This is a genomic window from Algoriphagus sanaruensis (genome assembly GCF_001593605.1).
GTDB classification, from domain to species: Bacteria; Bacteroidota; Bacteroidia; order Cytophagales; family Cyclobacteriaceae; genus Algoriphagus; species Algoriphagus sanaruensis.
Map to the genome: position 1 here is coordinate 3,268,299 of NZ_CP012836.1, position 22,215 is coordinate 3,290,513.

Annotated in this window: 18 protein-coding genes; 7 read left to right on the plus strand and 11 right to left on the minus strand. The window is 40.7% G+C overall.

Annotated elements, in window-relative coordinates; translation table 11 throughout:
* Position 1 precedes the first annotated feature (1 nt).
* The 3 genes from hemF to AO498_RS14290 all read left to right on the plus strand — a co-directional run bounded on the left by hemF (position 2) and on the right by AO498_RS14290 (position 1,792).
* The gene (hemF, locus tag AO498_RS14280; protein WP_067549108.1) at positions 2 to 913 is read left to right on the plus strand and encodes an oxygen-dependent coproporphyrinogen oxidase; all 912 of its coding nucleotides are present in this window, start codon (positions 2 to 4) and stop codon (positions 911 to 913) included.
* Complete coding sequence (locus tag AO498_RS14285; protein WP_067549113.1) at positions 910 to 1,485, plus strand: phosphatase PAP2 family protein; 576 nt, start codon at positions 910 to 912, stop codon at positions 1,483 to 1,485. The genes hemF and AO498_RS14285 overlap by 4 nt, the downstream gene beginning before the upstream one ends.
* A gap of 88 nt (positions 1,486 to 1,573) precedes the next feature.
* On the plus strand, positions 1,574 to 1,792 hold the full coding sequence (locus AO498_RS14290) for a hypothetical protein (protein WP_082792252.1): 219 nt from the start codon (positions 1,574 to 1,576) through the stop codon (positions 1,790 to 1,792).
* A gap of 36 nt (positions 1,793 to 1,828) precedes the next feature.
* Here the strand turns inward: AO498_RS14290 and AO498_RS14295 are convergent, their stop codons facing one another.
* The 4 genes from AO498_RS14295 to AO498_RS14310 all read right to left on the minus strand — a co-directional run bounded on the left by AO498_RS14295 (position 1,829) and on the right by AO498_RS14310 (position 9,947).
* Positions 1,829 to 3,178: a transglutaminase-like domain-containing protein gene (locus AO498_RS14295; protein WP_067549116.1), complete on the minus strand. Its 1,350-nt coding sequence runs from the start codon at positions 3,176 to 3,178 to the stop codon at positions 1,829 to 1,831.
* Between the two features lie 48 nt (positions 3,179 to 3,226).
* Positions 3,227 to 4,627 carry a sugar porter family MFS transporter gene (locus AO498_RS14300; protein ID WP_067549119.1) on the minus strand — a complete coding sequence of 467 codons (1,401 nt, stop codon included), beginning with the start codon at positions 4,625 to 4,627 and terminating at the stop codon, positions 3,227 to 3,229.
* Between the two features lie 143 nt (positions 4,628 to 4,770).
* Positions 4,771 to 7,059 carry a PAS domain-containing protein gene (locus tag AO498_RS14305; protein WP_067549122.1) on the minus strand — a complete coding sequence of 763 codons (2,289 nt, stop codon included), beginning with the start codon at positions 7,057 to 7,059 and terminating at the stop codon, positions 4,771 to 4,773.
* Between the two features lie 356 nt (positions 7,060 to 7,415).
* Positions 7,416 to 9,947 carry a phosphoenolpyruvate carboxylase gene (locus AO498_RS14310; RefSeq protein WP_067549124.1) on the minus strand — a complete coding sequence of 844 codons (2,532 nt, stop codon included), beginning with the start codon at positions 9,945 to 9,947 and terminating at the stop codon, positions 7,416 to 7,418.
* 174 nt (positions 9,948 to 10,121) lie between these two features.
* Here AO498_RS14310 and AO498_RS14315 point away from each other — a divergent pair, with 174 nt between their 5' ends.
* The gene (locus tag AO498_RS14315; protein WP_067549127.1) at positions 10,122 to 11,276 is read left to right on the plus strand and encodes a lactonase family protein; all 1,155 of its coding nucleotides are present in this window, start codon (positions 10,122 to 10,124) and stop codon (positions 11,274 to 11,276) included.
* On the opposite strand, the gene menC is transcribed toward AO498_RS14315, so the two are convergent.
* The gene (gene menC, locus AO498_RS14320; RefSeq protein WP_236778607.1) at positions 11,273 to 12,409 is read right to left on the minus strand and encodes an o-succinylbenzoate synthase; all 1,137 of its coding nucleotides are present in this window, start codon (positions 12,407 to 12,409) and stop codon (positions 11,273 to 11,275) included. The genes AO498_RS14315 and menC overlap by 4 nt on opposite strands.
* Here menC and AO498_RS14325 point away from each other — a divergent pair.
* Entirely contained in the window at positions 12,408 to 13,616 is a 1,209-nt protein-coding gene (locus AO498_RS14325; RefSeq protein WP_067549130.1) for an S-adenosylmethionine:tRNA ribosyltransferase-isomerase, read from the plus strand. The two genes, menC and AO498_RS14325, sit on opposite strands and share 2 nt — an antisense overlap.
* Here the strand turns inward: AO498_RS14325 and AO498_RS14330 are convergent.
* A complete protein-coding gene (locus AO498_RS14330) occupies positions 13,613 to 14,026 on the minus strand; it encodes a LytR/AlgR family response regulator transcription factor (RefSeq protein ID WP_067550531.1) in 414 nt (137 codons plus the stop codon). The two genes, AO498_RS14325 and AO498_RS14330, sit on opposite strands and share 4 nt — an antisense overlap.
* A 314-nt stretch (positions 14,027 to 14,340) precedes the next feature.
* Between AO498_RS14330 and AO498_RS14335 the strand changes: the two genes are divergently transcribed.
* Positions 14,341 to 15,690: a hypothetical protein gene (locus AO498_RS14335; protein ID WP_148660251.1), complete on the plus strand. Its 1,350-nt coding sequence runs from the start codon at positions 14,341 to 14,343 to the stop codon at positions 15,688 to 15,690.
* On the opposite strand, the gene pgi is transcribed toward AO498_RS14335, so the two are convergent.
* The 5 genes from pgi to AO498_RS14360 all read right to left on the minus strand — a co-directional run bounded on the left by pgi (position 15,687) and on the right by AO498_RS14360 (position 20,442).
* Positions 15,687 to 17,336, minus strand: a complete 1,650-nt coding sequence (gene pgi / locus AO498_RS14340; protein WP_067549136.1) for a glucose-6-phosphate isomerase — start codon at positions 17,334 to 17,336, stop codon at positions 15,687 to 15,689. The genes AO498_RS14335 and pgi overlap by 4 nt on opposite strands.
* A 160-nt stretch (positions 17,337 to 17,496) precedes the next feature.
* Positions 17,497 to 18,474 carry an MlaD family protein gene (locus tag AO498_RS14345; protein ID WP_067549139.1) on the minus strand — a complete coding sequence of 326 codons (978 nt, stop codon included), beginning with the start codon at positions 18,472 to 18,474 and terminating at the stop codon, positions 17,497 to 17,499.
* Complete coding sequence (locus AO498_RS14350; RefSeq protein WP_067550533.1) at positions 18,471 to 19,226, minus strand: ABC transporter ATP-binding protein; 756 nt, start codon at positions 19,224 to 19,226, stop codon at positions 18,471 to 18,473. Before AO498_RS14350 ends, AO498_RS14345 begins: the two co-directional genes overlap by 4 nt.
* A 4-nt stretch (positions 19,227 to 19,230) precedes the next feature.
* Positions 19,231 to 20,028 carry an MlaE family ABC transporter permease gene (locus AO498_RS14355; protein WP_067549143.1) on the minus strand — a complete coding sequence of 266 codons (798 nt, stop codon included), beginning with the start codon at positions 20,026 to 20,028 and terminating at the stop codon, positions 19,231 to 19,233.
* A gap of 57 nt (positions 20,029 to 20,085) precedes the next feature.
* Positions 20,086 to 20,442 (minus strand): response regulator, encoded by a 357-nt coding sequence (locus tag AO498_RS14360; RefSeq protein ID WP_067549146.1) that lies wholly within the window; start codon positions 20,440 to 20,442, stop codon positions 20,086 to 20,088.
* A 387-nt stretch (positions 20,443 to 20,829) separates the two neighbouring features.
* Between AO498_RS14360 and AO498_RS14365 the strand changes: the two genes are divergently transcribed.
* Positions 20,830 to 22,203: a TIGR00341 family protein gene (locus tag AO498_RS14365; protein WP_082792255.1), complete on the plus strand. Its 1,374-nt coding sequence runs from the start codon at positions 20,830 to 20,832 to the stop codon at positions 22,201 to 22,203.
* Positions 22,204 to 22,215: the final 12 nt, after the last annotated feature.

The window sequence follows — 22,215 nt, forward strand, 5'->3', positions numbered from 1 at the left end:
AATGAGTAAGAAAACAAAAGAAGAAATCGCTGAAATCTACAAGCAAATACAAGATCATATCTGTCAGCAGTTAGAACTTGCAGATGGCCAAGGAAAATTTTCAGAGGATGCTTGGTCTCGTGCTGATGGTGGCGGGGGAAGAACGAGGATTTTTTCTGGAGGAAAAATTATTGAAAAAGGTGGAGTGGCCTTTTCTGCTGTCCATGGCCCTACCCCGGATAAAATTCTCCAAAAACTAGGTTTGGAAAAAGGGGACTTTTTTGCGACTGGCGTGTCCATTGTTTTACATCCATTTAGTCCCATGGTACCCATCATTCACATGAATATCAGGTATTTCGAAATGGAAGATGGAACACATTGGTTTGGAGGTGGCATCGATCTTACTCCGCATTATATAGACCTGGAGGATGCTCAATATTTTCATGAACAAGTAAAATCCACCTGCGACCAATTTGACACCAGCTATTATCCAAAATTTAAAGCTTGGGCAGATGACTATTTCTATATCCGACATCGAAACGAAACCCGTGGAATTGGAGGAATTTTCTACGATCGACTGAGTGCAAAATCTGACCAGGAGTTTGACAAAATTCTGGATTTTAGCTTGGCCATAGGAAGACTGTTTCCACAGGTTTATGGCTATTTCATGAAAAAGAACTCTATAATTCCTTATGGAGAAATCGAAAAATCTTGGCAAAACCTCCGAAGAGGAAGGTATGTGGAGTTCAATTTGGTTTGGGATGCAGGAACTAAATTTGGATTGGATACCAATGGCAGAACAGAAAGTATCCTCATGAGTATGCCTCCATTGGCCGAATGGACGTATATGCACCAACCCTCCGAAGGAAGCAATGAAGCAAAAACTTTATCCTTCTTGAAAAAAGGAATAGACTGGATAACTGTTGGCAAATGATTGAAAGCATTAAAAAATGGGACGAAGACCTCTTCCTTTTCCTCAATTCATTTCATTGGGATTGGTTGGATCCGGTTATTTTCCAAGCCACCAAAACGATTACATGGATACCCTTATTTGCCTTTTTGATCTATAAGATTTACAAAGCTGATCCAAAAAATAGCTGGTGGGTTTTTGGAGGAGTGTTTTTAACCATTTTGATTTCCGATCAATTGACCTCTGGGCTAATGAAGCCGTTTTTCGAACGACTTCGACCCTGTCATGACCCTAGATGGGAAGGATTAATCCATAATTACGGCCGATGCGGTGGATTATATGGATTTGTATCTTCTCATGCTGCCAATTCCTTCGGATTGGCTGTTTTCCTGAATCGAAAACTCAAAGGAAAAATGAAAGGACTTCGGTGGCTATACCTTTATGCCTTTTTTGTAAGCTATACGCGGATTTATCTGGGAGTACATTACCCTTGGGATATTATAATTGGTGCAGCGATCGGTACGGCAATCGCATGGATTTCATGGTTCTTTATCGTCTTTGTAAAAAGAGAACTGGTCAAACAAGTGCTGAAATAAATCAGCAATCACCCCAAGTTTATTCTTGCGAAAAAAGGATCCCCAAAAAATTTATACCTTCACCTTATCAACAAACACCCCAATTACCATGAAAAAATTACGATCTATTCTAGTACTGGCCTTGGCCCTAGGTTTCGTGACTTCTCTAACTTTAACCTCTTGTGGAGGAAAAAAGGAAGAAGCAACTGAACAAATGGAAGGAGAACATCCTGAAGACGGTGGAGAGCACCCAAGCGATGAAGCTGGTAGCGAGCATCCTTCAGAAGGTGGTGAACATCCTGCTAGTGACACAACAATTACTCACTAAAATCAAAGGAGGCTGTTTTTACAGCCTCCTTTTACTTTAAACCTCTTTTAATCGCTTAAACGAAAACTTGGAAGGCACTTTTATTTCTTTCCCTCCCTCTTCCAAAAACGGATAAGCAATAAAGTTGATCGGGCCAGCATCTGGACCAGGGTTTAGTTCCAAATCCCTCCCTTTGCTTAATTCAATTCTATTGGCTGGATGACGTCCAAAATAATAAGTAGCCAAAGCAGTGTATTTGTTGGCTTCCGAAATGTCAACCGGCCACCATTTCCCATCTGCATAAAACTCCGCCCAACAATGATAGCCATCTATTCCTCCTTCATCTCGATCAGAAGGAATCGAGGCACCAATGGCAAATCTGGCAGGAATCCCTACAGAGCGGGCTAAGGAAATGAAAAAGGAATGAAATTCAGAACAATTGCCCGTTTTTGAATCACAGGCATAGTTTGAATCTCCTCTTCCAAAATTTCCAAACTTCATATATCGCATATTATCAATGATATAATCATATAAGGCCCGAGCCTGTATCAGATGACTTTCATTGATTTTTTGACCCAATGCTTCTCTGGCTATTTCTTCAAATCTACCGCCCTTTGGCATCAACTTATTAGAGGCTAAAAACACTGCTTCAGGCTCTGGAGCGTCATAGGGACCTTTTTCTTTACGATTTACCCGGTAGGAAACTTGAATTTCCTTTCCGCTATCCTCTGGACTAAGCTGAAAATAAAGGAAGGAATTCCCATAGGTAACTTCCTCAAGAGGTTTGGATGAAATTGGTGAGTTCAAGGCAATCATTTCGATTTCTTGAAAATCATCAGATTGAGCCACTGGGATCCACATTTCTGCACTTCCTTTTAAGGGAGGAATTTGCAGCGAATAATAAAATTCAAATGCATCGGACCCCTCGACCACGCCGAGGAGATTGTTGGTTGATTGTTCTAAAGGCACGCGATACCAGGTTTTATCTTCTTTATTTTGCTTCCAACTGTAAAAAGGCTTGCCGTTCAATTTATGAACAGTCGTTTGGGTAACAGTCATATTTCCTGGCTGTCCTTCCATAAAAAAATCCACATCGTAAACATCCCCACTTACATCCACCAAATCTACACATGCAAAATGTTCATTGGGGCCGAGATTTGATAAGTACTCCGTATGAACCCTAACCAATTTCATTTTTAAATCATGACTTTCATCCTTTACAGGGAAAAAGCCTTCATTTTCGGCTGTTTTTTGGTCAATAAAATCCTTAATTCCTTGCTCAATCTCGGCAATTTCGATCTTAGGTGAAGCTGAAGTATTTTCATCCTGGGAGTTCTTCTGTTCTTGACAAGAAGCCAAACCAAGACTAGCTAAGAGCAAATAGCTCACTTTATATTTCCAATTCATAGTTCTTTAGTCGTTTGAACAAGCTGATGGAAAATTAAAGAAATGTCTTCAACCCTGCAGTTCTTTTTCCAATTCTTCCAAACTTTTACCCTTGGTCTCCGGAAGTGCAAACCAAAGAATGACAAATCCCAACAAGCAGATGACTCCATAAAGCCAGAAATTATTGGCCCAACCCAGATTTTCCTTGATTGCCGGAAAAAAGTAAGTCAGCGTAAAATTCCCAACCCAATGTGCCAATGCTCCTACAGAAATAGCCGCTCCACGTACCTTGGAGGGAAATATTTCAGACAGTAAGACCCAGAGCAATGGAGCCAATGAAATGGAATAGAACATGACATTTGCCAAAACCAATACCACTACCCAACTTCCACCTAAATCAGCAAAAAAGGAATAACCAATCCCGCCATAGATCAAGGCCATCGCAAACAGACAAGTCATGAGAATGGTCTTCCTTCCAAAACGATCCACTGTGGCAAGTGTGACAAAAACCGAGGCAACCATCACTCCGCCTATGACCACAATATTTAGCATCATTTGCTTCAGATTAAATCCTGCAGCTTGGAAAATATCTGCAGCATAGTAGATCACCACATTAATCCCACTCCATTGCTGAAGAAAGGCTAAGAAAATTCCCAACACTAAGAGTTTGATCACGGTCGGCTGAAACAAGGCTCGAAGGTCAAACGCTTTTTCTCCCTCACCGTGAATCGCCAATTTAATTTCAGACAAAGATTGCTTGGCGTATTCCTCTCCCCCCAATTTGAGTAAAACCTGTTGAGCTTCATCAATACGACCCATTTTGATTAACCATCTGGGGCTTTCTGGAACCCAAAACATCAAGGCAAAAAACAACAATGCGGGTACTGTCTCTGCCCCAAACATCCATCTCCACCCCACTTGACCACTCCAACTTGCTGCAATTTCCTCCATTCCTGCAGTTTCACTTAATGAGGAATCCAACAGCGAAATTCGCCAATTGATAAGTTGGGCGAGCAAAACGCCGAACATGATCAGGAGTTGATTGATCGTCACTAACCTGCCCCGATTTTTAGCCGGTGCAATCTCAGAAATGTAAAGCGGGGAAAGATTTAAGGCTACTCCCATTGCAACACCACCCACAATTCGATAAAAATTAAACCACCAGAAGGTATCTGCCAATGCTGTCCCTATCGCTGAAAGAGAAAACAAAAAGCCTGAAATTAACAACAGACGCTTTCTTCCATAAGGTTCACTCAGGAAAATGCAGAGAGTGGCCCCGATCATGCATCCTACTAATGCAGAACTCGTTCCCCATCCTTGATCTTCTGGACTTATGATTTGGAAAAATGGCTCATAAAAGGGTTTAGCGCCGCCAATGACCACCCAATCATATCCAAATAAAAATCCACCAAGTGCAGCAGTCAAGGTCACTAACCATATGTACAGTGAAGAGGTATTACTTTTTTTCATATCGGGTGGAAAGGTTAAGAAGGAAAAAATAGAAGAAAATATGGTTTTTCGTATCCTGCATCCGATACTTTCCCCTATTTCTCTATAAAATTCCTACCCGACTGAAGATTAATTTCCACCACGATTTTCAATTCAAAACCCGCTTAGGCCTTTGGAATCGTAAAGTAAAATACCGTGCCTTGACCAACTTCTGATTCCACCCAAATTCTACCCTGAAGAAAATCTACTGCCTTTTTTACGATGGCTAAACCAATGCCTGTACCTGGATATTCCTCTCCTTGATGTAGCCGTTGGAAAATCACAAAAATTTTATCGAAATACTCCTTCTCTATGCCGATGCCTTCATCCTTGACCGAAAACACCCATTCTTTATCTGCATCTTTTACTTGAATTGTCAGCTTTGGAGGAATTCCAGTCTTTGAATATTTAAGCCCATTCCCGATCAGATTATTAAATATCTGTAATACGGGAGTCCTGTAACCCTGAATGTTCGGCAAAATGGGCCTAGCGATGATTGCCTGCTTTTCGGTGATCAGCTTTTTAAAATTGGCCTCCACCTCTTCTAAAATCGAATTTATATTTAACTCCACTCGAGCTTCATTGGGTTTACCAACTCGGGAAAGCTCAAGCAAATCCAAAATGATTTGCTGCATTCGCTTTGCTCCATCCCTCGCAAAGTTGATGTATCGATGCGCTTTTTCATCCAGTTGATCTCCATATTTAGAAGACAAAAGCATCAGAAAACTGGAAATCATGCGAAGAGGCTCCTGTAAATCATGGGAAGCTACAAATGCAAATTGCTCCAGCTCCATATTTGAAATCGCAAGTTCCCGAACGTTACGCTCTAATTTGATATTCAGATTGGTGAGCGATGTTTCATATTGTTTTCGTTCGGTGATATCCTGCATAGCTCCCACCACCCGGATAACTCTCCCCTCTGAATCTCGAATAAAGGCAGCTTTATCGACGACAAAAGCATACACCCCATCCGCTTTTAGGAATCGATATTCCTCGAGCCAGTTGGAAACGGGATGATTGGGTTTCATGAATTCTTGAATTTTCAAAAATATTCGCCCACGATCTTCAGGATGAATCCGATGGATAAAAAAGTCGAGGTTTGGTTTCACCAAGTCTAAGTCAAACCCAAATAACGTGTTAAATCCCTCTGCCCAGACCAATTGATTGGACAGCACATCAAAATCCCAAACTGCGTCATTGGTCGCTTTTGAAAGGATTTCATATCGCTTGTTGGATTCTTCAAGTGCTCGCTTATTTGCTACCAATTCTGAAATATTCTGACTAACGCCAAGAATACATTCTTGATTTTTGTAAATCACCCTCGAGGCCGACACCAATAATGGCACCCGCTTACCCGATTTAGTCTTCATGTGGCACTCCAAGACTACTGGACGTTTTGAAATGGTTAAATCAATAATGGCATTTTGGATTTGAGGTCTGTCTGCTTCCTCAAAAAAATCCAAGGGCTTCATTTGATGAATCTCCTTAGGATCGCATTCTGACCATTCCTCAAACTTTTTATTCCAGAGTAAGAAATTTTGATCCTCGTCCAATAAAAAAATCGAGCTAGGAAGATGCTGAATCAGATTTTGCTTCAAAGAAATTTCATCTTGAAGCGCCAGAGAAAGGTTCTTCTCTGCTGTCACATCCACCATGAGACCACTAAGGGTCTTGGGCTTTCCGTTTTCAGAGATCACTTTTACCCGGTCATTGAGCCAGATGATTCGTCCGTCCTTTCGGATAAATCTATAATCAAAGCTGTGATCAAGGTTTTGACTGGTTTTGAGATCACAATAATAAATCGCCTGATCTCTGTCTTCAGGATGAATATGATTTTGCCAAAAGTCCGGCTCAGACATCCATTCTTCCCTGGTAAACCCGGTGATCAGTTCGACTTGAGGACTGATGTATTTGAATTCTAAAGTTGAAGCATCTACTTCCCAAAAAATACCATCCAACTTTTCAAGGAGAACCTGAGTGGTTGTTTTAGATTTCTTCAGTTTCTCTTTGGTAATGATAAATTCTGAAATATCCTGAAACACTCCAATCATCTTTTCAGGCACCCCGAACTCATTTCTAAGAACAGATGCTTTGGAAATAACATGGATGATCTCGCCATTTTTTTTAATCAAGCGCTTTTGAATCTCATACTCTTTCTCGCCGGCCAAAGCTTCATTCATATGGGCAATGGCAGCCATTCGATCCTCTGGGAAAACAATTTCTAATCCATTCTCAAAAGTCACCTCAAACTCAAAAGGTGTATATCCCATCATTCGATAGACGCCTTCAGACCAATAAATTGATTGAGAAATAAAATCCATTTCCCAAGTTCCCATTTTGGAAAGTCGTTCGACATTTTCCAAAAGTGTCGCTAAGTTCGATTCCGGATAATTAAAATAGTTGGTAGAATTCATAGGCCAAATAGGCATCTCTTTTTAAGTCGATGGAGGTTTTAATTCCCCCATTACTTCAAAGATTAGGAGAATATTTAAGATAAAAATTGAGAGTCCTCCAAGGGGCATAAAAAAGTAAAGGAAAGGTTGATTTTATTCAATAAGACGATGTAGGCTTTGATTAAAACTAATTTTTATCAAAATATTTAAACAAATCCGATATGCTAAAAGTCTTTAAACACTTCCTTAGAAAGTGGATTAGTTTAATTATTTATCTCAAAATCCTAAATCATTCCACAAAAAATAAACCCTTGGCAATAATTTAATTTGGGCTTTAAAAGAAACAAAAATGCCTCCGTATAAAGGAGGCATTTTTATTAAGCAGCGTTTCTTGCGGCATTGATGATTCCAAACATGGACCTTAAAATAAGCCGTTGCAAGGATTGGTCTTCGATCTTTGAATCCAATAAAGTTTGAATCGCAAACTGTTGAATGGTAATCAAAGGAAGAACAATTTTCTCTCGAATTTCAATAGAAGTTTTGCTTACAGGATTATCTCCCATCAGTTCCTTCATTTCGGAAATTTGCTTCAGCATATCAATCGAACGGGTATATTCAGCAAAAAGAATATTCCAAAACTCCCCGTATTCCACATTGTCTTTAAGATATTCAGTAGCCGGATAAAAGCTCTTAGTCAGCGACTGCATCGAATTACCCAATAAGGTTCTAAAAAATAGGCTTTCCCGATATAGTTTTTTCAACTCATCTAATCTGCCCTGCTCTTTCATTTGTTCAATAGCAGCTCCTACACCATAGAAACCAGGGATGTTTTGCTTCATCTGCGCCCAGCTACCCACAAACGGAATTGCACGAAGATCCTCAAATTTTAATCCTGAGCCTTTTCCCCGTTTGAGCGGTCTAGAACCTACATTGGTCATTCCAAAATACTTCAAAGGGGTCACATGCTCGAGATAGGGCACAAATTTCGGATGAGACTTTAACTTTTTATAAGCATCATAGCCCATATCCGCCAATTCATCGATAAGTGCACGCTGGGCATCCGAAAGATTTCGCTCTGCGTCCGAATACAGATGATTTTCCAAACCAGCACTGAGTAGTTGCTCAAAATTATAGGTACAAGAAGCCTGCTTTCCGTAATTCGCTGAAATAGTCTGACCTTGAATAGTCACTTGGATTTCGGCATTTTCCACTTTTTGACCCAAAGAGGCATAGAAATTATGCATATTCCCTCCACCTCGAGCAGGAGGTCCCCCTCTACCATCAAAGAATACAACTTGAACATCATATTCTCTTGATGCTCGGGTAAGCTCCTCTTTCGCTCTCAAGATAGACCAGTTGGCCTTTAGATAGCCACCATCTTTGGTCCCATCCGAAAAACCAAGCATTACCGTTTGCTTATTACCTCGCTCCTTCAAATGAGCGCGATAATCCGGATTACTGTAAAGTTTTGCCATGATTTCAGGGGCAGCCTGTAAATCATCGATAGTCTCAAAAAGAGGCACAATATCCAGCGGGAGATTTTTTGACTGATCCATGGTCAATCGGCTCAATTGAAAAACTTCCATCACATGAAGGGCCGACTGGCAATTGGAAATAATGTACCGATGAAGTCCCTCCTCCCCATTGGATTGTTGAACGGCTCGAATGGTCCCGAAAGACTCTAACATTTCCCGATGAAAGGAATCCTGAAACTTATCTATAGCTGGCAGTGAAAGTGTTTTGAGTAGTGCTTGGATTAGTTGATCCTCATTCCCATCAAAGTCCCTTCCCTGAAGCTGAAATATTTCACCCCATAAACTATCGTGCTTCCTACTATCCTGCCGGAGATCCATGTGAGCAAAGTGAAATCCAAAAATTCGAACCTTCAGGATAAACTCATCCAGCAGATCCAAAAACAGACCATTGTGATAGGTCACCAATCCATTTCTAGCTTCAAGTAAATCCTGCAAAAGCTCTTCCTTAGAGTGGTACACAATTTTATTGTCAAACAGGGTAGAAAAAATCCCTTGTTCGGCTTTGAGAATAATGGGCTCGACATGCTTGAAAGTCAATCGCTTTCGGAGATTTCTAATATCCCGGTAATAGCATCTTAAAATCCACTTTTTGAGCCTTTCAGCCACATTCAAGGTGGTTTCATGCGTTACAAATGGATTTCCGTCACGATCTCCCCCTGGCCAAAACCCAACCTTAAGTAAGCCCGGATTTTCCCAAGTATGAAGGGGTTGATTCAACGACTTAAGTAAGCGAATCATAATATCAGAAATGCTCTGATAGAATACATTTTCCAAAAACCAAATCAAACTGACTGCCTCATCCAATGGAGTGGGTTTTTCCCGATTGATAAATCCTGTTTTACCCAGTTGCATGAGCAGGAGATTGATATCCCCCAAATCATCATTTCGGATCGCTTTTTCCAAATCAGTGATTATCCCAAGGACATTACCGGGATAAAACTGCGTAGGATGTGCAGTTAGGGTAAGTCGAACTGAAAAGGTCTTTAGTTTTTCAATCAACTCTTCTCTCTTGTGATCATTATCCGCACGATCGATAAGCGCCTTGATCGAACCTTTTCCTTTTAGGTCATTGATTTTTTCATAAGCTGCATCTTCAATCGAATCAAAAAGTACCACTTGCCGCTCCACATACTGGATCATTTGAAATAGAAGATCATGCCGCTCTTTTTCAGAATGATTGGGCATCATTTCTTCAAAAAAACCGGTAATGATCTCTCTCGGAGTTTTTCCTGATTGAAATCCTTTTTGGCAAGCAGTGGCCAAAGTAGGCAAAAGCGTCCCCGTTCGATAAATATCATCAAAAGGAAGATCTAAGAAGAGACTGTTATAAATCGTAAATCGCTTAGCGACTTGCGTATCATAGACTTGAAACATTCCAGGGTTATCGTTTAATAGGCAGTCTAAATTACTGATTTTTCTAATTAAACTTACCCTTATTGAATAAATATCAAGATTTTAACAAATTCTTTATCTTTTTAATATTCAAATCGCGCTTTGATTATACTTTAATTAAAATTAACCAAAGTAAAATTTCCCTACTTTAGAAGCATGAAAACAAGCCTTGCAGTGGTCCTGAGCCTGGCACTTTTTACCGCCTGCTCTTCCCCAAAATCTCCATCCGAATCTTCGTTAACTGAGCCCATGGACACTAAAACCTATGAATTTTTAATCGGCACTTACACAGATTCACTGCATCATGGGATCAATTACCTGAGTTTATCTCCCAATGAAAATTTACTAACTGTAGAAACAATCGCAGCCGGAATTGCCAATCCATCCTATGTGATCGCAACAAAGGATGGATCCAAGGTCTTCGCCTTGGAAGAAGAGGCTGGAATAGCTGGAGGAAAGGTACTTTCCTTTTCGAGAAACACTCAGGATCAAACTCTTACTTTGATCGACCAGAAGGATTCCGGGGGAGATCATCCTTGCCATATTTCAATTTCTCCTAAGGAGGATTTTCTGATTTTGAGTAATTATACGGGAGGAAGCTTGAGCCTTTTTAGAATCGATAGCCTCGGAATGCTAAGTCATGTTCAGACGATTCAGCACTATGGTAAGAGCATCAATTCAGATCGCCAAGAGAAACCTCATGTCCATTCGACCAACTTTGATCGGGAAGGAAAGCGAGTAATCGCTGCGGATTTGGGAACAGACAAACTCTATGTGTACCAATTTGACCCAAGCTCTGAAAAGTCTCCGCTTACCTTGGAGCAAGAATTCCCTATGACACCAGGAGATGGACCTAGACATATGGCCTTTTCTCCGGCAGGAAATGGGCTTTTTGTGGTGGAAGAGCTTACTGCCACGCTCGATATTTTCGATTATTCTTCAGGTCAACTAACTTCCAAACAACGCCTTTCTTTACTAGAATCTGGGTTTACAGGATCTGTAGGGGCAGCAGAGGTCCGGGTTTCTCCTGATGGAAAATTCATCTATGTCTCCAATCGAGGCGAGGCCAACACTATATCTGTTTTTGGAAAAAGACCTTCAGGAGAATACGTTTGGGTAGAAAATGTGCCTAGCGGAGGAAAAATGCCACGCAATTTTGCACTAACTGATGATGGCAAATATCTTCTTTCTGCACATCAAGCCAGTAATGACTTGGTAGTATTTGAGCGAAATCCCGAAACTGGAAAATTAACTCAAACGCTTTGGAGAGCATCTATTCATAAGCCTGTTTACCTGCACCAGCTTCCTTAAGCAGGTTCCTCCCAGGTGACATTCCTTCTATAGTAAATCTTTCCAGCAGACACCTCAAGGGGAGATTCTAGGTTGTTATGGAATAGTTTTCCGGTTCCCAAACCCTGTGGAATGGAAGGCTGGAAGGTAGCTGTGAATTGAGAAATGGCATTCAGTCCAATATTACTTTCCAAAGCCGAAGTCATCCACCAACCAATGCCTCTTTGTTCAGCAATTGAAATCCAGGCTTGGCACTCTTTGATTCCGCCGAGTAAGGTTGGCTTTAAAATGATGTATTGAGGGCAAATGGAATCCAAAAGTTGCTCCTTGTCTTTTACCCCAATTAACTCCTCATCCAATGCTATCGGCAAGGGTGAATCTTTGCAAAGAGTTTTCATTGCTTCTCTGTTCCCTGCAGGGATAGGTTGCTCGATAGAATGGAGGCTAAGCTGCGCTAACTTTTTCAGTTTGCTTAAAGCCTCTTCATGTGAAAAAGCCCCGTTTGCATCTACACGTAGGACTATTTGTTCTGGAGAAAACCGTTGGCGGATATAGTCCAATAATCTCAATTCTTGGTCAAAATCAATAGCACCAATTTTCATTTTGATGCAATCAAATCCTTCCTGGAGCTTCTGATCAATTTGAGTAGACATAAACTCTGGAGTGCCCATCCAAATCAGTCCATTAATCGGCATTGGGATTTCTTGGGAAGAAAATGGAGTCTCGAAAATCACCTTTCTTCCACCCTTTAAGAGGTCCAAAAGGGCCGTTTCTATCCCAAATCGAATGGATGGCCACTCAAATGGAATTATTTCTTCCACTTGATTCAGGATCGCAGGTTCGGTTATTTCCCAGTTGATTTGGCTGATTTCTTGAAGTTTTTGAGCCAAGAAGATCTCAAAATCTGGTCGATCATCAGGACTAAGTTTGACCAAAGGAGCGGCCTCTCCCCAGCCTAAAACTTCTGGATTGTCTTGTGAAGTTGCTCGAATCCAAAAGACTTCTTTGGAAGTTAAAACTCCCCGAGAAGTTCCCGCTTCAAATCGAAACTGGAGATCTCGCTTGATATAAGAAAACTCAATTTTTGCCATAAAGAAATTAAACAACCGAAGCCAATCGGGATGGTTATATTTGCAAGCCAAACGGTAAGTCATGCAAATCCCAGAGATTCAACTTCGAGATTACGAATATACACTCCCCGAAGAACGCATTGCCAAGCATCCGCTTGAAAAACGTGATTCCTCCAAGCTTTTACAGTATCACCAAGGTAAAATCGACCATTTCCACTTTTACGATTTACCTGAATTACTTCCTGCAGACACCTTATTGGTTTACAATGATACCAAGGTGATTCCTGCTCGATTGATTTTCCAAAAAGAAACAGGTGCGAAAATCGAAGTGTTTTTACTTGCTCCAACGTCGCCGAGTACAGTAATTCCCGAAATCATGCTGGCAAAATTTCCAGTGACTTGGGTAACGATGATTGGTAACGCAAAACGCTGGAAAGCTGGAGAAGTTTTACAGGGAAAGGTTCTAGTCAAAGGAAAAGAGGTAATCCTTTCTGCAGAATGGATCAATCGGGAAACCAAAGAGGTCCGATTTTCTTGGTCAGACGAAACAGTGGCTTTTGTGGATTTGGTAGAGGCAAGCGGAGAAGTCCCTTTACCTCCATACCTCAACCGGAAAGCAGAAGCGGAAGATAAAAACCGTTATCAAACCGTTTATTCCAAAAAAGAAGGTGCCGTAGCAGCACCAACTGCTGGACTTCATTTTACGGAAGAAGTTTTTTCCAAACTTCGAGAAAATGGAATAAAAGAGGCCGAAGTAACACTTCACGTAAGCGCCGGTACTTTTCAGCCGATCAAGGTGGATAAGGTTGAAGACCATCCTATGCACAGCGAACAAATTCAAGTTTCCAAGTCAACCATAAAACAGTTAGCTGCTCATGAAGGCACTTTGGTTGCTGTTGGAACCACTTCTATTAGGACTTTAGAAAGTCTGTTTTGGTTTGGGGTAAAATTGATCGAGAATAAAGGAGAAGAAGTATTTATCCCAAAGCTTTTCGCTTATGAAACTCGAGACCGAATCCCCAGCAAAAAAGAATCTATGGAAGCCATCTTGAATTGGATGGAAAGCAAAGGGCTTGAATCTGTTTTTGGAAGCACTGAGATTTTCATATTTCCTGGATATAACTACCAAATGGTCAATGGATTAATCACCAACTTCCATCAGCCGGGATCAACTTTGATCTTATTAATTGCCACTATTCTGGGTGAAAAATGGAAAGAGGTCTATCAAACTGCATTAGAAAAAGACTATCGATTCCTGTCCTACGGTGACAGCAGTTTGCTTTGGATTTAATCTCCTGAGTTGGCAAGTTTTTGGATTCCGGACACTAACTTTTGGTGAAATGTTCTTCCCAAAGGAATCCAGTTAGTTCCGATTCTAACTTCCCGAAGGGTTATCTCATCAATCAAGTCCAACTGAACCATGTAACTCTTATGAATTCGCATAAATTGAGAGGCGGGAAGGATGGAATCGAAGTCTTTCAGAATATTTCGTACCGAAAAGCTGGTGGTAGAGGTGACTAGCTGGGTATAATTTCCATCCCCTTTTAGCCATAAGATATCCGAGTATTTCACTTTGATCAAGCTGCCTTCTTGTCTTACAAATACTGCATTTTTGATCAGCCATTCCGATTCCTTTGGGATAGCATTTCGGATTGGACGAATGGACCCTGGTTTTATGATATCTTCTAAAAGCTCTTTCATTCCAGTATGTTTCTGGTCTAACTTGACCAAGTCACAGAATGTTTATCAGGAAAATTTTAATTTGAGCCTAAATCTGAATCGACATGGCTACCCCATTTTTTCTTAGGCTCCAAAATCCCTCTTCATCTAGGATTCTGCCTCGTTTAGTAAGCTTATTCGTATGGATACTTATATGGGGTTGTGAGCCAAAAGAAAAACCAAACCAAATCTTTGCGATCACAATTGATGGATTTACAATTAAACAATCCCAAAATCCAAGTGCAAGAAAATTAGCCTCCAAAACCTGGAGTCATCCCCTCCCATCAAGTATATCGGTGGTTTTCAGGAATTCTGAATCTGGTGAAACATTTTCGTTTCCCATATCTACTCTATTCGACTCAAATCCCACCAGCATTCAGCTTGCCGCTGGAAGCTATTCCTACGAATCCACGGTCCCTCAATCTGGTAACCTTTCCACACTTCCTGTTCAATTGGCAGGAAACTTAACAGTTACCGGAGATGCCAATGCCAAACTTGAAGGACAAACCTCCGCACAACTCATCAGTTTTAACACAATTAACTTGGCTGAAAGCCCAAAAGCACTTCAAAATCCTTCAGTTAATCTCCCTCAATTTGAGTCGTTCTACTACGGCTATTTTTCAACTTCAACTCCATTAAAATTCGAAGTTTCTGTCCAAAATGGCAGTCGATTTCATTGGTCCTGGGATCCCAAAAGCTTTTTTCATAACTCCTTTTCCTTTCTTCGGCAGGGACAGGCCGCCGAAAACGAACTGGCCAACGACCCGGATTTTCTATTCAGTCACCAAAAAGTCCCACTTTCCGACAAGGGTTTTCCCGAGTTTATTCCCGCCTACAATCAAAAGATTTTTGCAACTCCCCTAAAAGAAACCTCCGCGCTCCAATGGATTGGGGACAGGCTGTTTACGCTAAACGATGGAGGAAATCCGGCAGAACTCTATGAAATCAATCCCGAAACCGGGAGCATCCTTCGAACAATCAAAATCGAAAATGCCTCAAATGCTGATTGGGAAGATTTGGCTGCTAGTTCAACACATTTATTTATTGGCGATTTTGGAAATAACCTTGGAAATAGGCAGGATTTGAAAATTCTGAAAGTTCCGATTTCAGGAATTTTAAACACCAATGAGGTTCAAGCCGAGGTAATTTCATTTCGCTATCCAGAGCAAAACTCCTTCAATTCCTCGAATCACCGATACGATTGTGAGTCCTTTATTTTTTGGGATGAAAAATTGCATCTTTTCACCAAGCCTACCGAAGCCGGAACCACCGACCATTATATTTTACCTGCTGAGCATGGTAATTACGATGCTTTCAAACTAGAAACTATCGAAACTCCCGGATGGATTACAGGTGCAGACTTGAGTCCTGACCAGAAATTCATAGTCTTCATTGGCTATGAAAATGCTGGCTTTTCCACCCGATCCTTTGTCCAAACTTTTTCTAACCTCAATTCCTCTGTTTTGAATTCGGCAAATCAAAACCGATTCTATTTAGGAAGTGTAGCCAATGTGAGTCAAACTGAAGGAATCGCAATTTTCTCCTCGGAAAAAATAAAAATCTCGGGGGAACAGATCCAAGCTAATGGATTGACTGTACCTCCGAGATTCGGTGAAATCGACCTTTGGGGTCTTCTGGAAGATTAACCTTTACGCATGGTTTTGTAAGCGTTGATTAATCCATTTGTAGAGCTGTCATGGGATTGGATAGCTTGATCATCTTGGAGTTCGGGAAGAATTCCGTTTGCCAAGACTTTCCCCAACTCTACTCCCCACTGATCAAAACTGAAGATGTTCCAAATAACACCTTGGACAAAGATCTTATGCTCATACATTGCGATCAATTGACCAAGCGTATAAGGTGTTATTTGCTTAACCAAAATAGAATTGGTAGGACGATTACCTTCAAATACACGATGTGGGCCTATTTTTTCAATTTCTTGCTCTGATTTTCCAGCTTTTCCCATTTCAGATTTCACCTCTTCCAGGGACTTCCCTTTCATCAATGCTTCTGTCTGAGCAAAGAAGTTGGAAAGAAGTTTTTGATGATGATCTCCAATCGGATTATGAGAGATGGCTGGGGCTATAAAATCACAAGGAATCAGATGTGTTCCCTGATGGATAAGCTGATAGAAAGCATGTTGCCCATTGGTTCCTGGCTCACCCCAAATAATTGGCCCAGTAGAATAGCTTACTTTACCACCATCTCGAGTCACATATTTTCCATTGCTCTCCATATTTCCTTGTTGAAAATAGGCTGCGAATCGGTGTAGGTATTGATCATAAGGAAGAATAGCCTCAGAAGCTGCTCCTAAAAAGTTGGTATTCCACAAACCAATCATGGCCAAGATTACTGGGATATTACGCTCGAACACTGAGTGCTTAAAATGCTCATCCATGGAATACGCTCCAGAAAGCAACTTTTCGAAATTATCGAAACCAATCACACAGGCAATTGGAAGACCGATCGCGGACCAAAGGGAATATCTTCCTCCTACCCAATCCCAAAACTGGAACATATTATTAACGTCAATCCCGAATGCGGCTACTGCTTTTGCGTTGGTCGAAAGTGCCACGAAATGTTTAGCAACTGCAGACTCATCTTTAGCTTGATCCAAGAACCATGATCTTGCAGAATGTGCATTGGTCATGGTTTCCTGAGTAGTAAACGTCTTGGAAGCTATGAAAAACAAGGTGGTTTCAGGATCTACTTTTTTTAAGGTCTCAGCGATATGAGTTCCATCAACATTGGAAACAAAGTAAATCTCAAGGTCTGGATTTTGATAAGGCTTCAAAGCTTCTGTGACCATTACCGGCCCCAAATCCGATCCACCAATTCCGATATTTACCAATGATTTGATCGGTTTACCCGTATATCCCAACCATTTTCCTGAATGAATCTTGGTGGCAAATTCCTTCATCTGGGCAAGAACTTCATTCACCTCAGGCATTACATCTTGACCATCTACATAGACCGGATGATTGCTTCTGTTTCGTAAGGCAGTATGAAGTACAGCGCGATTTTCGGTTTGGTTGATCGCAGCACCTCCAAACATCTCCTCGATTGCTTGATGAAGTTCACATTCTCTCGCCAAATCCATCAAGGCAGAGAAAATTTCTCCGTTTATGCGGTTTTTGGAGTAATCGACCAAAAGATCTTCATGCTGCAAACTGTATCGTTCAAATCGTTCCGGCTTTTCAAACAATGCCTTGATTTGAATTCCCTTGTATTTATCGGCTAAATCTGTAAGTCGATGCCAAGCAGGTGTTTGGGTTGGATCTATGCTTTTCATAGGTAGAATAGGTAAGTATAGGAAGGCACAAAAATAAGGTTTCTTACCAAATGCCCTTGGTTATGTTTTTGTTTGTGAGGTTGAGAAGCAAGAAAAATGGGGCAAATAAAAACCCCCAAGAAGCAATTACTCTTTGGGGGCTATTAAAACGTTTGGGGTTCTAGTTTTCCTTTTCTAAATCGGCTTTTGCTTTTCGTCTAAATCCTTTGTTGAAAGGCCAAGTATACTCCAAAGCTTCCATTCCTTTGTTGAGATTATAGGTAGCAGAATCGGTGTTTTCCAAGGTGTTTTTCAAGGTCTTTGCAAACTCTGGATCATTGAGCAGCATTCCCAACGAGTTTTCAGAGGAATTTAGCTTGGCAGTGATTGCCTGAAATTCCTTAGTCAGCACTTCCGTATTGGCGCTTGTCGCTCTGAGATTTTCCATGGTTGCTCTCAGGTCAGTCACCATAGTGGTATCCGTTACTAATTCGTTGAGCATATTTCCTTTTTGATTCATTTTTGAAGTAAATGAATTTAGATCAGCAATCATTTTATTGCTGTTGGTCGACGCTCTTTCCAGATTAGCCAAAATAGTTCTGAAGTTTTGCGCTAAAGTAGAATCAGTCATCACCGCTCCGACGATTCCTTCCCCTGCAGCCAATTTTCCAGTCAATTGCTTCAAATCTGCGGTAATTTCAACCAAGTTCTCATTGTTGGCTTGAAGAGTTTCCATCATGTTATCTGTATCCAACGGCATGACAGCGACCAATCGATCCCCGTCCTCCACTTGAGGAGCTTCTGTAGAACCGCCATAGATGACAATGATTTTATTCCCAATCAAACCATCCGAACTGATAGTAGCTTTGGAATCTTTCCGAATGTATTTTCCTACCGATTCTTCTACATTCATTTCAACTTCAACCTGAGAATCGCCATAAAAATTGATTTTACGGACGGTGCCAATTTTCACACCCGAAAACCAAATGTTATTTCCAGTTTGAAGACCTCCTACGTCATCGAATACAGCCTTAAGCTGAATCGCACTGACAAATTTTTTCTGTTGACCTCCCAAAGTCATGACACCTACCACCAAGATGGCTATGCCAACTAGTACAAAAATGCCAACAATTACAGATCGTTTATTTTCTCCTCTCATGAGTTTATGAAATTATAATCATAGAAAGACTTAATTCGCTCGTCTGAAGCTCTGGGAAACACCTCATCAAAGGTTCCCATCGCCTTAAACTGTCCATCGAGCAAGACAGCCATTCGATCCCCTGTTTGTTTGGCACAGGCCAAGTCATGGGTAATCACAATGGAGGAAGTTTTATATCGTTCTCGGACCTCATTGATCAGATTATTGATATCCACGCAAGTTATTGGATCCAAGCCTGCAGTGGGCTCATCATACAGCATGATCTCTGGATTCAGAATCAAGGTTCTTGCCACTCCAATCCTCTTTCTCTGTCCACCTGATAGTTCAGAAGGCATTTGATTGATAGTTTGAGGAAGATTGACTGCTTCCAGCAATTCCTCAATTTTATAATCTATTTCCTTCCGAGTCAGATTCTTAATATTTCGAACCAAGGGAAATTCCATATTCTCCTTTACGGTCATGGAATCGTAAAGGGCGGAATTCTGAAATGAAAATCCGATTTTCAAACGGAGTGAATTGAGCTCTTTGGTGGCTAATTTGGAAACTTCTTGTCCCAATACTTTCATGGATCCTTCATCCTGTTTGAGCAAGCCCACCATGATTTTGATTAAAACAGATTTGCCTGAGCCGGATTTGCCCAAGACCACAAGATTTTCGCCTCGGTATAAATCCAAATCAACGCCTTCGAGTACATCTAAGTCCCCGAATGATTTCTCTAAACCTCTAACTTCAACTACTTTTTCCCTGCTCATCATCTTACATAAATCGGATCGCGTTGACAATCTGAAGTGCCAAGAGCTCTTCGATAAAAATCAAAAACATTGAAATAACAACCGCAGAATTTGCAGCCCGTCCAACTCCTTCAGTTCCTTTCGAAGAGTTGTACCCTTTATAGCATCCGACAATTCCAATTGTGAAACCAAAAACCAGCGATTTGATTACCGAGGAGAAAACATCCAAAAAGCTAATTGCATCAAATACCTGAACAAAGAATGTCTGTAAACTGACTAACTCGCGTCCATTTACATTGATAAATGATCCCATCAAAGCCACAAAATCAGTGTACATCACCAAAATTGGAATCATCAATGTAGTAGCCACAACTCGGGTAACCACCAAAAATTTGAAAGGATTGGTAGCTGAAACTTCCATAGCATCAATCTGCTCCGTTACTTTCATCGACCCAATTTCTGCACCAATACTAGATCCTATTTTTCCGGCGGCAATCAGAGCAGTGACCAATGGACCCATAGCTCGCACTACTGCGATGGAAATTAAAGCTGGCAACCAAGAAGTTGCTCCGAATTCAGAAAGTGAAGGTCGAGATTGATTGGTAAATACGATCCCTACAATAAAACCCGTCAAAGAGATCAATGGCAAGGATTCAACCCCAATTCGATAGCATTGATGAATCAGTTCTTTAAACTCAAAAGGGGGCATAAATACCTCCTGAAAAAACCGACGGACAAAGTTCCATGCATCCGCCAATCCGATAAAAAACTTGTCTATTTTTTTTGAAAGCAGGGGCTTCCTATCGTGTGCTGATCCTGACATAATTCAGTTATGAATCCCGAAATTAAATAAAATAAACTTATTGACAGGATTAATGGTTCACGCTTCCAAAATTTCTCGGAGATCCGAGTCTGAAATAGGCTTTTCAAAGAAGCCTGAAATTAGGCCTTCTGATTTGGCTTTTCGTCGATCCGATGGAGCAACTGAACCTGTAAGTAAAAAGACCTTTCCTTTAAAATCAATTTTTGCCAGCTCTCCAATCAGTTCCCAACCATCCATATCCCCAAGGTTGACATCCGAAAAAAGGACGTCCGCTGTATGATCTTTTAAGTAGGTCAAACACTCTTCTGCTGCATCAAAAAAGAGAACTTCAAAGTCTTTGGAAATCCGTTCTGCTTTCTTTCGAAATAGAATGTGTTGGACCTTGTCATCATCTACAACTAAAATTCTTTTCATAGTAATTCAAAAGGAATAAAAAATTAGACTTGGATTTTTTGGCTAGGTTTATTTTGAGCAAATGATTTGGAACTCCATCTCATTCTAATGTCCCAAAAGTAACCTAAGATTTAAGAGGAAAAAAACCGACTATATATATTTGACATTTTTAGGTTAATCTAATTTTTTTAGCCCAAGCAAATTCAGAATCCCCTAAATGTCATTTATAATTCTTTAAATCAACGTTTTAAAAACTTTTATCTAAAGTATAAATCTCAGTATTCCCTACCCTATTTTTATCCATTTCAAATTTGGAGAAACGGACTAAGTCTTAAATATTTTCATGCTAAAAAATGGCAAAATGATTACTTATTTATCAAGATATCTTACTTTGAATCTTAAAATACTATGGAAACGACCCCAAAAAAATCCCCTAGACGAAGCCAGCTTATTCAGACTATTATTTATCTGCGAAGACGGTTTGACCTCGAAGAAGGCAAAGAAGACGAACTCGAAACTATCGATTACATCTCCAAAAATGTAGAGTTTAAGGGAGCAAATCTTTGGATTTTAATCTTCGCAATCTTTGTCGCATCGATCGGATTAAATGTCAATTCTACCGCGGTGATCATTGGAGCGATGTTAATTTCTCCGCTCATGGGACCCATCATGGGAATTGGTCTTGCGGCGGGAATCAATGATTTTGACCTGTTAAAAAGATCCCTCCGAAATCTCGGTGTGGCTATTTTTATTGCTATCCTCACTTCAACACTTTACTTTACAATCACTCCTATTTCAAGTGCTCAATCGGAACTTCTCGCAAGGACAGAACCAACCGTTTGGGATGTTTTGATTGCCTTGTTTGGAGGCTTGGCAGGAATAGTTGCAGGTTCAAGAAAAGAGAAAAGTAATGCCATCCCAGGCGTGGCAATTGCTACCGCATTGATGCCTCCTTTGTGTACTGCTGGATACGGCCTGGCGACTGGAAATCTCTTGTATTTCATTGGGGCCTTTTACCTGTTTTTCATCAACTCGGTTTTCATCAGCCTTTCGACCTATCTGATCGTCAGGTTTATGAATTATCCCAAGAAGAAGTTTCTGGATCCTCAGCGAGAAAAAAGAGTTCAGACCTACATCACCATTTTTACACTGATGACCATTATTCCGAGTATCTACTTGGCCTATGGAATTGTCAGGCAATCCATTTGGAATCAACAAGCACGGCAATTTATTCAATTGGAAATGCAGTTTCCGAAGACCCAAGTACTCAATTCGGAATACACATATAACCGCCATGAGCGGAAGATCGAAGTCAGTTTGATTGGTGAAAACCTCCCAGAGGAACAGATAGAAATCCTCAAACAAAAAATGTTTGGGCTGGGACTTTCGGAAACCGAACTTGTCATCAACCAAAGTGGGAATACTACAGATTTGCAAGTCCTTCGAAACGATGTTTTGAAAGATCTTTATGAACGAAACGAGTCCTTAATTCAAGATAAAGATGCTCAAATCGCATTTCTGGAAAAGGAGGTCGCCAAAGATGCCCAAATCAGAAGCTTAAGCATGGAAATCGCCCAAGAGGCCAAAATTAACCACTCTCAATTAAGAAAATTCAGTTTGGGTCGATCAGTATTTACTGATTTAGAAAAAAAGGAACAGGATACGTTACTTTCTGCTTACGCCTCTTTCAAATCACCTCCTTCTAAATCAGAAATCACCAAGCTCCAACAATGGCTGAAAATCAGAACAAAAGCTGATACGGTAGCACTAATTTTAGACTAAACTTGACACATC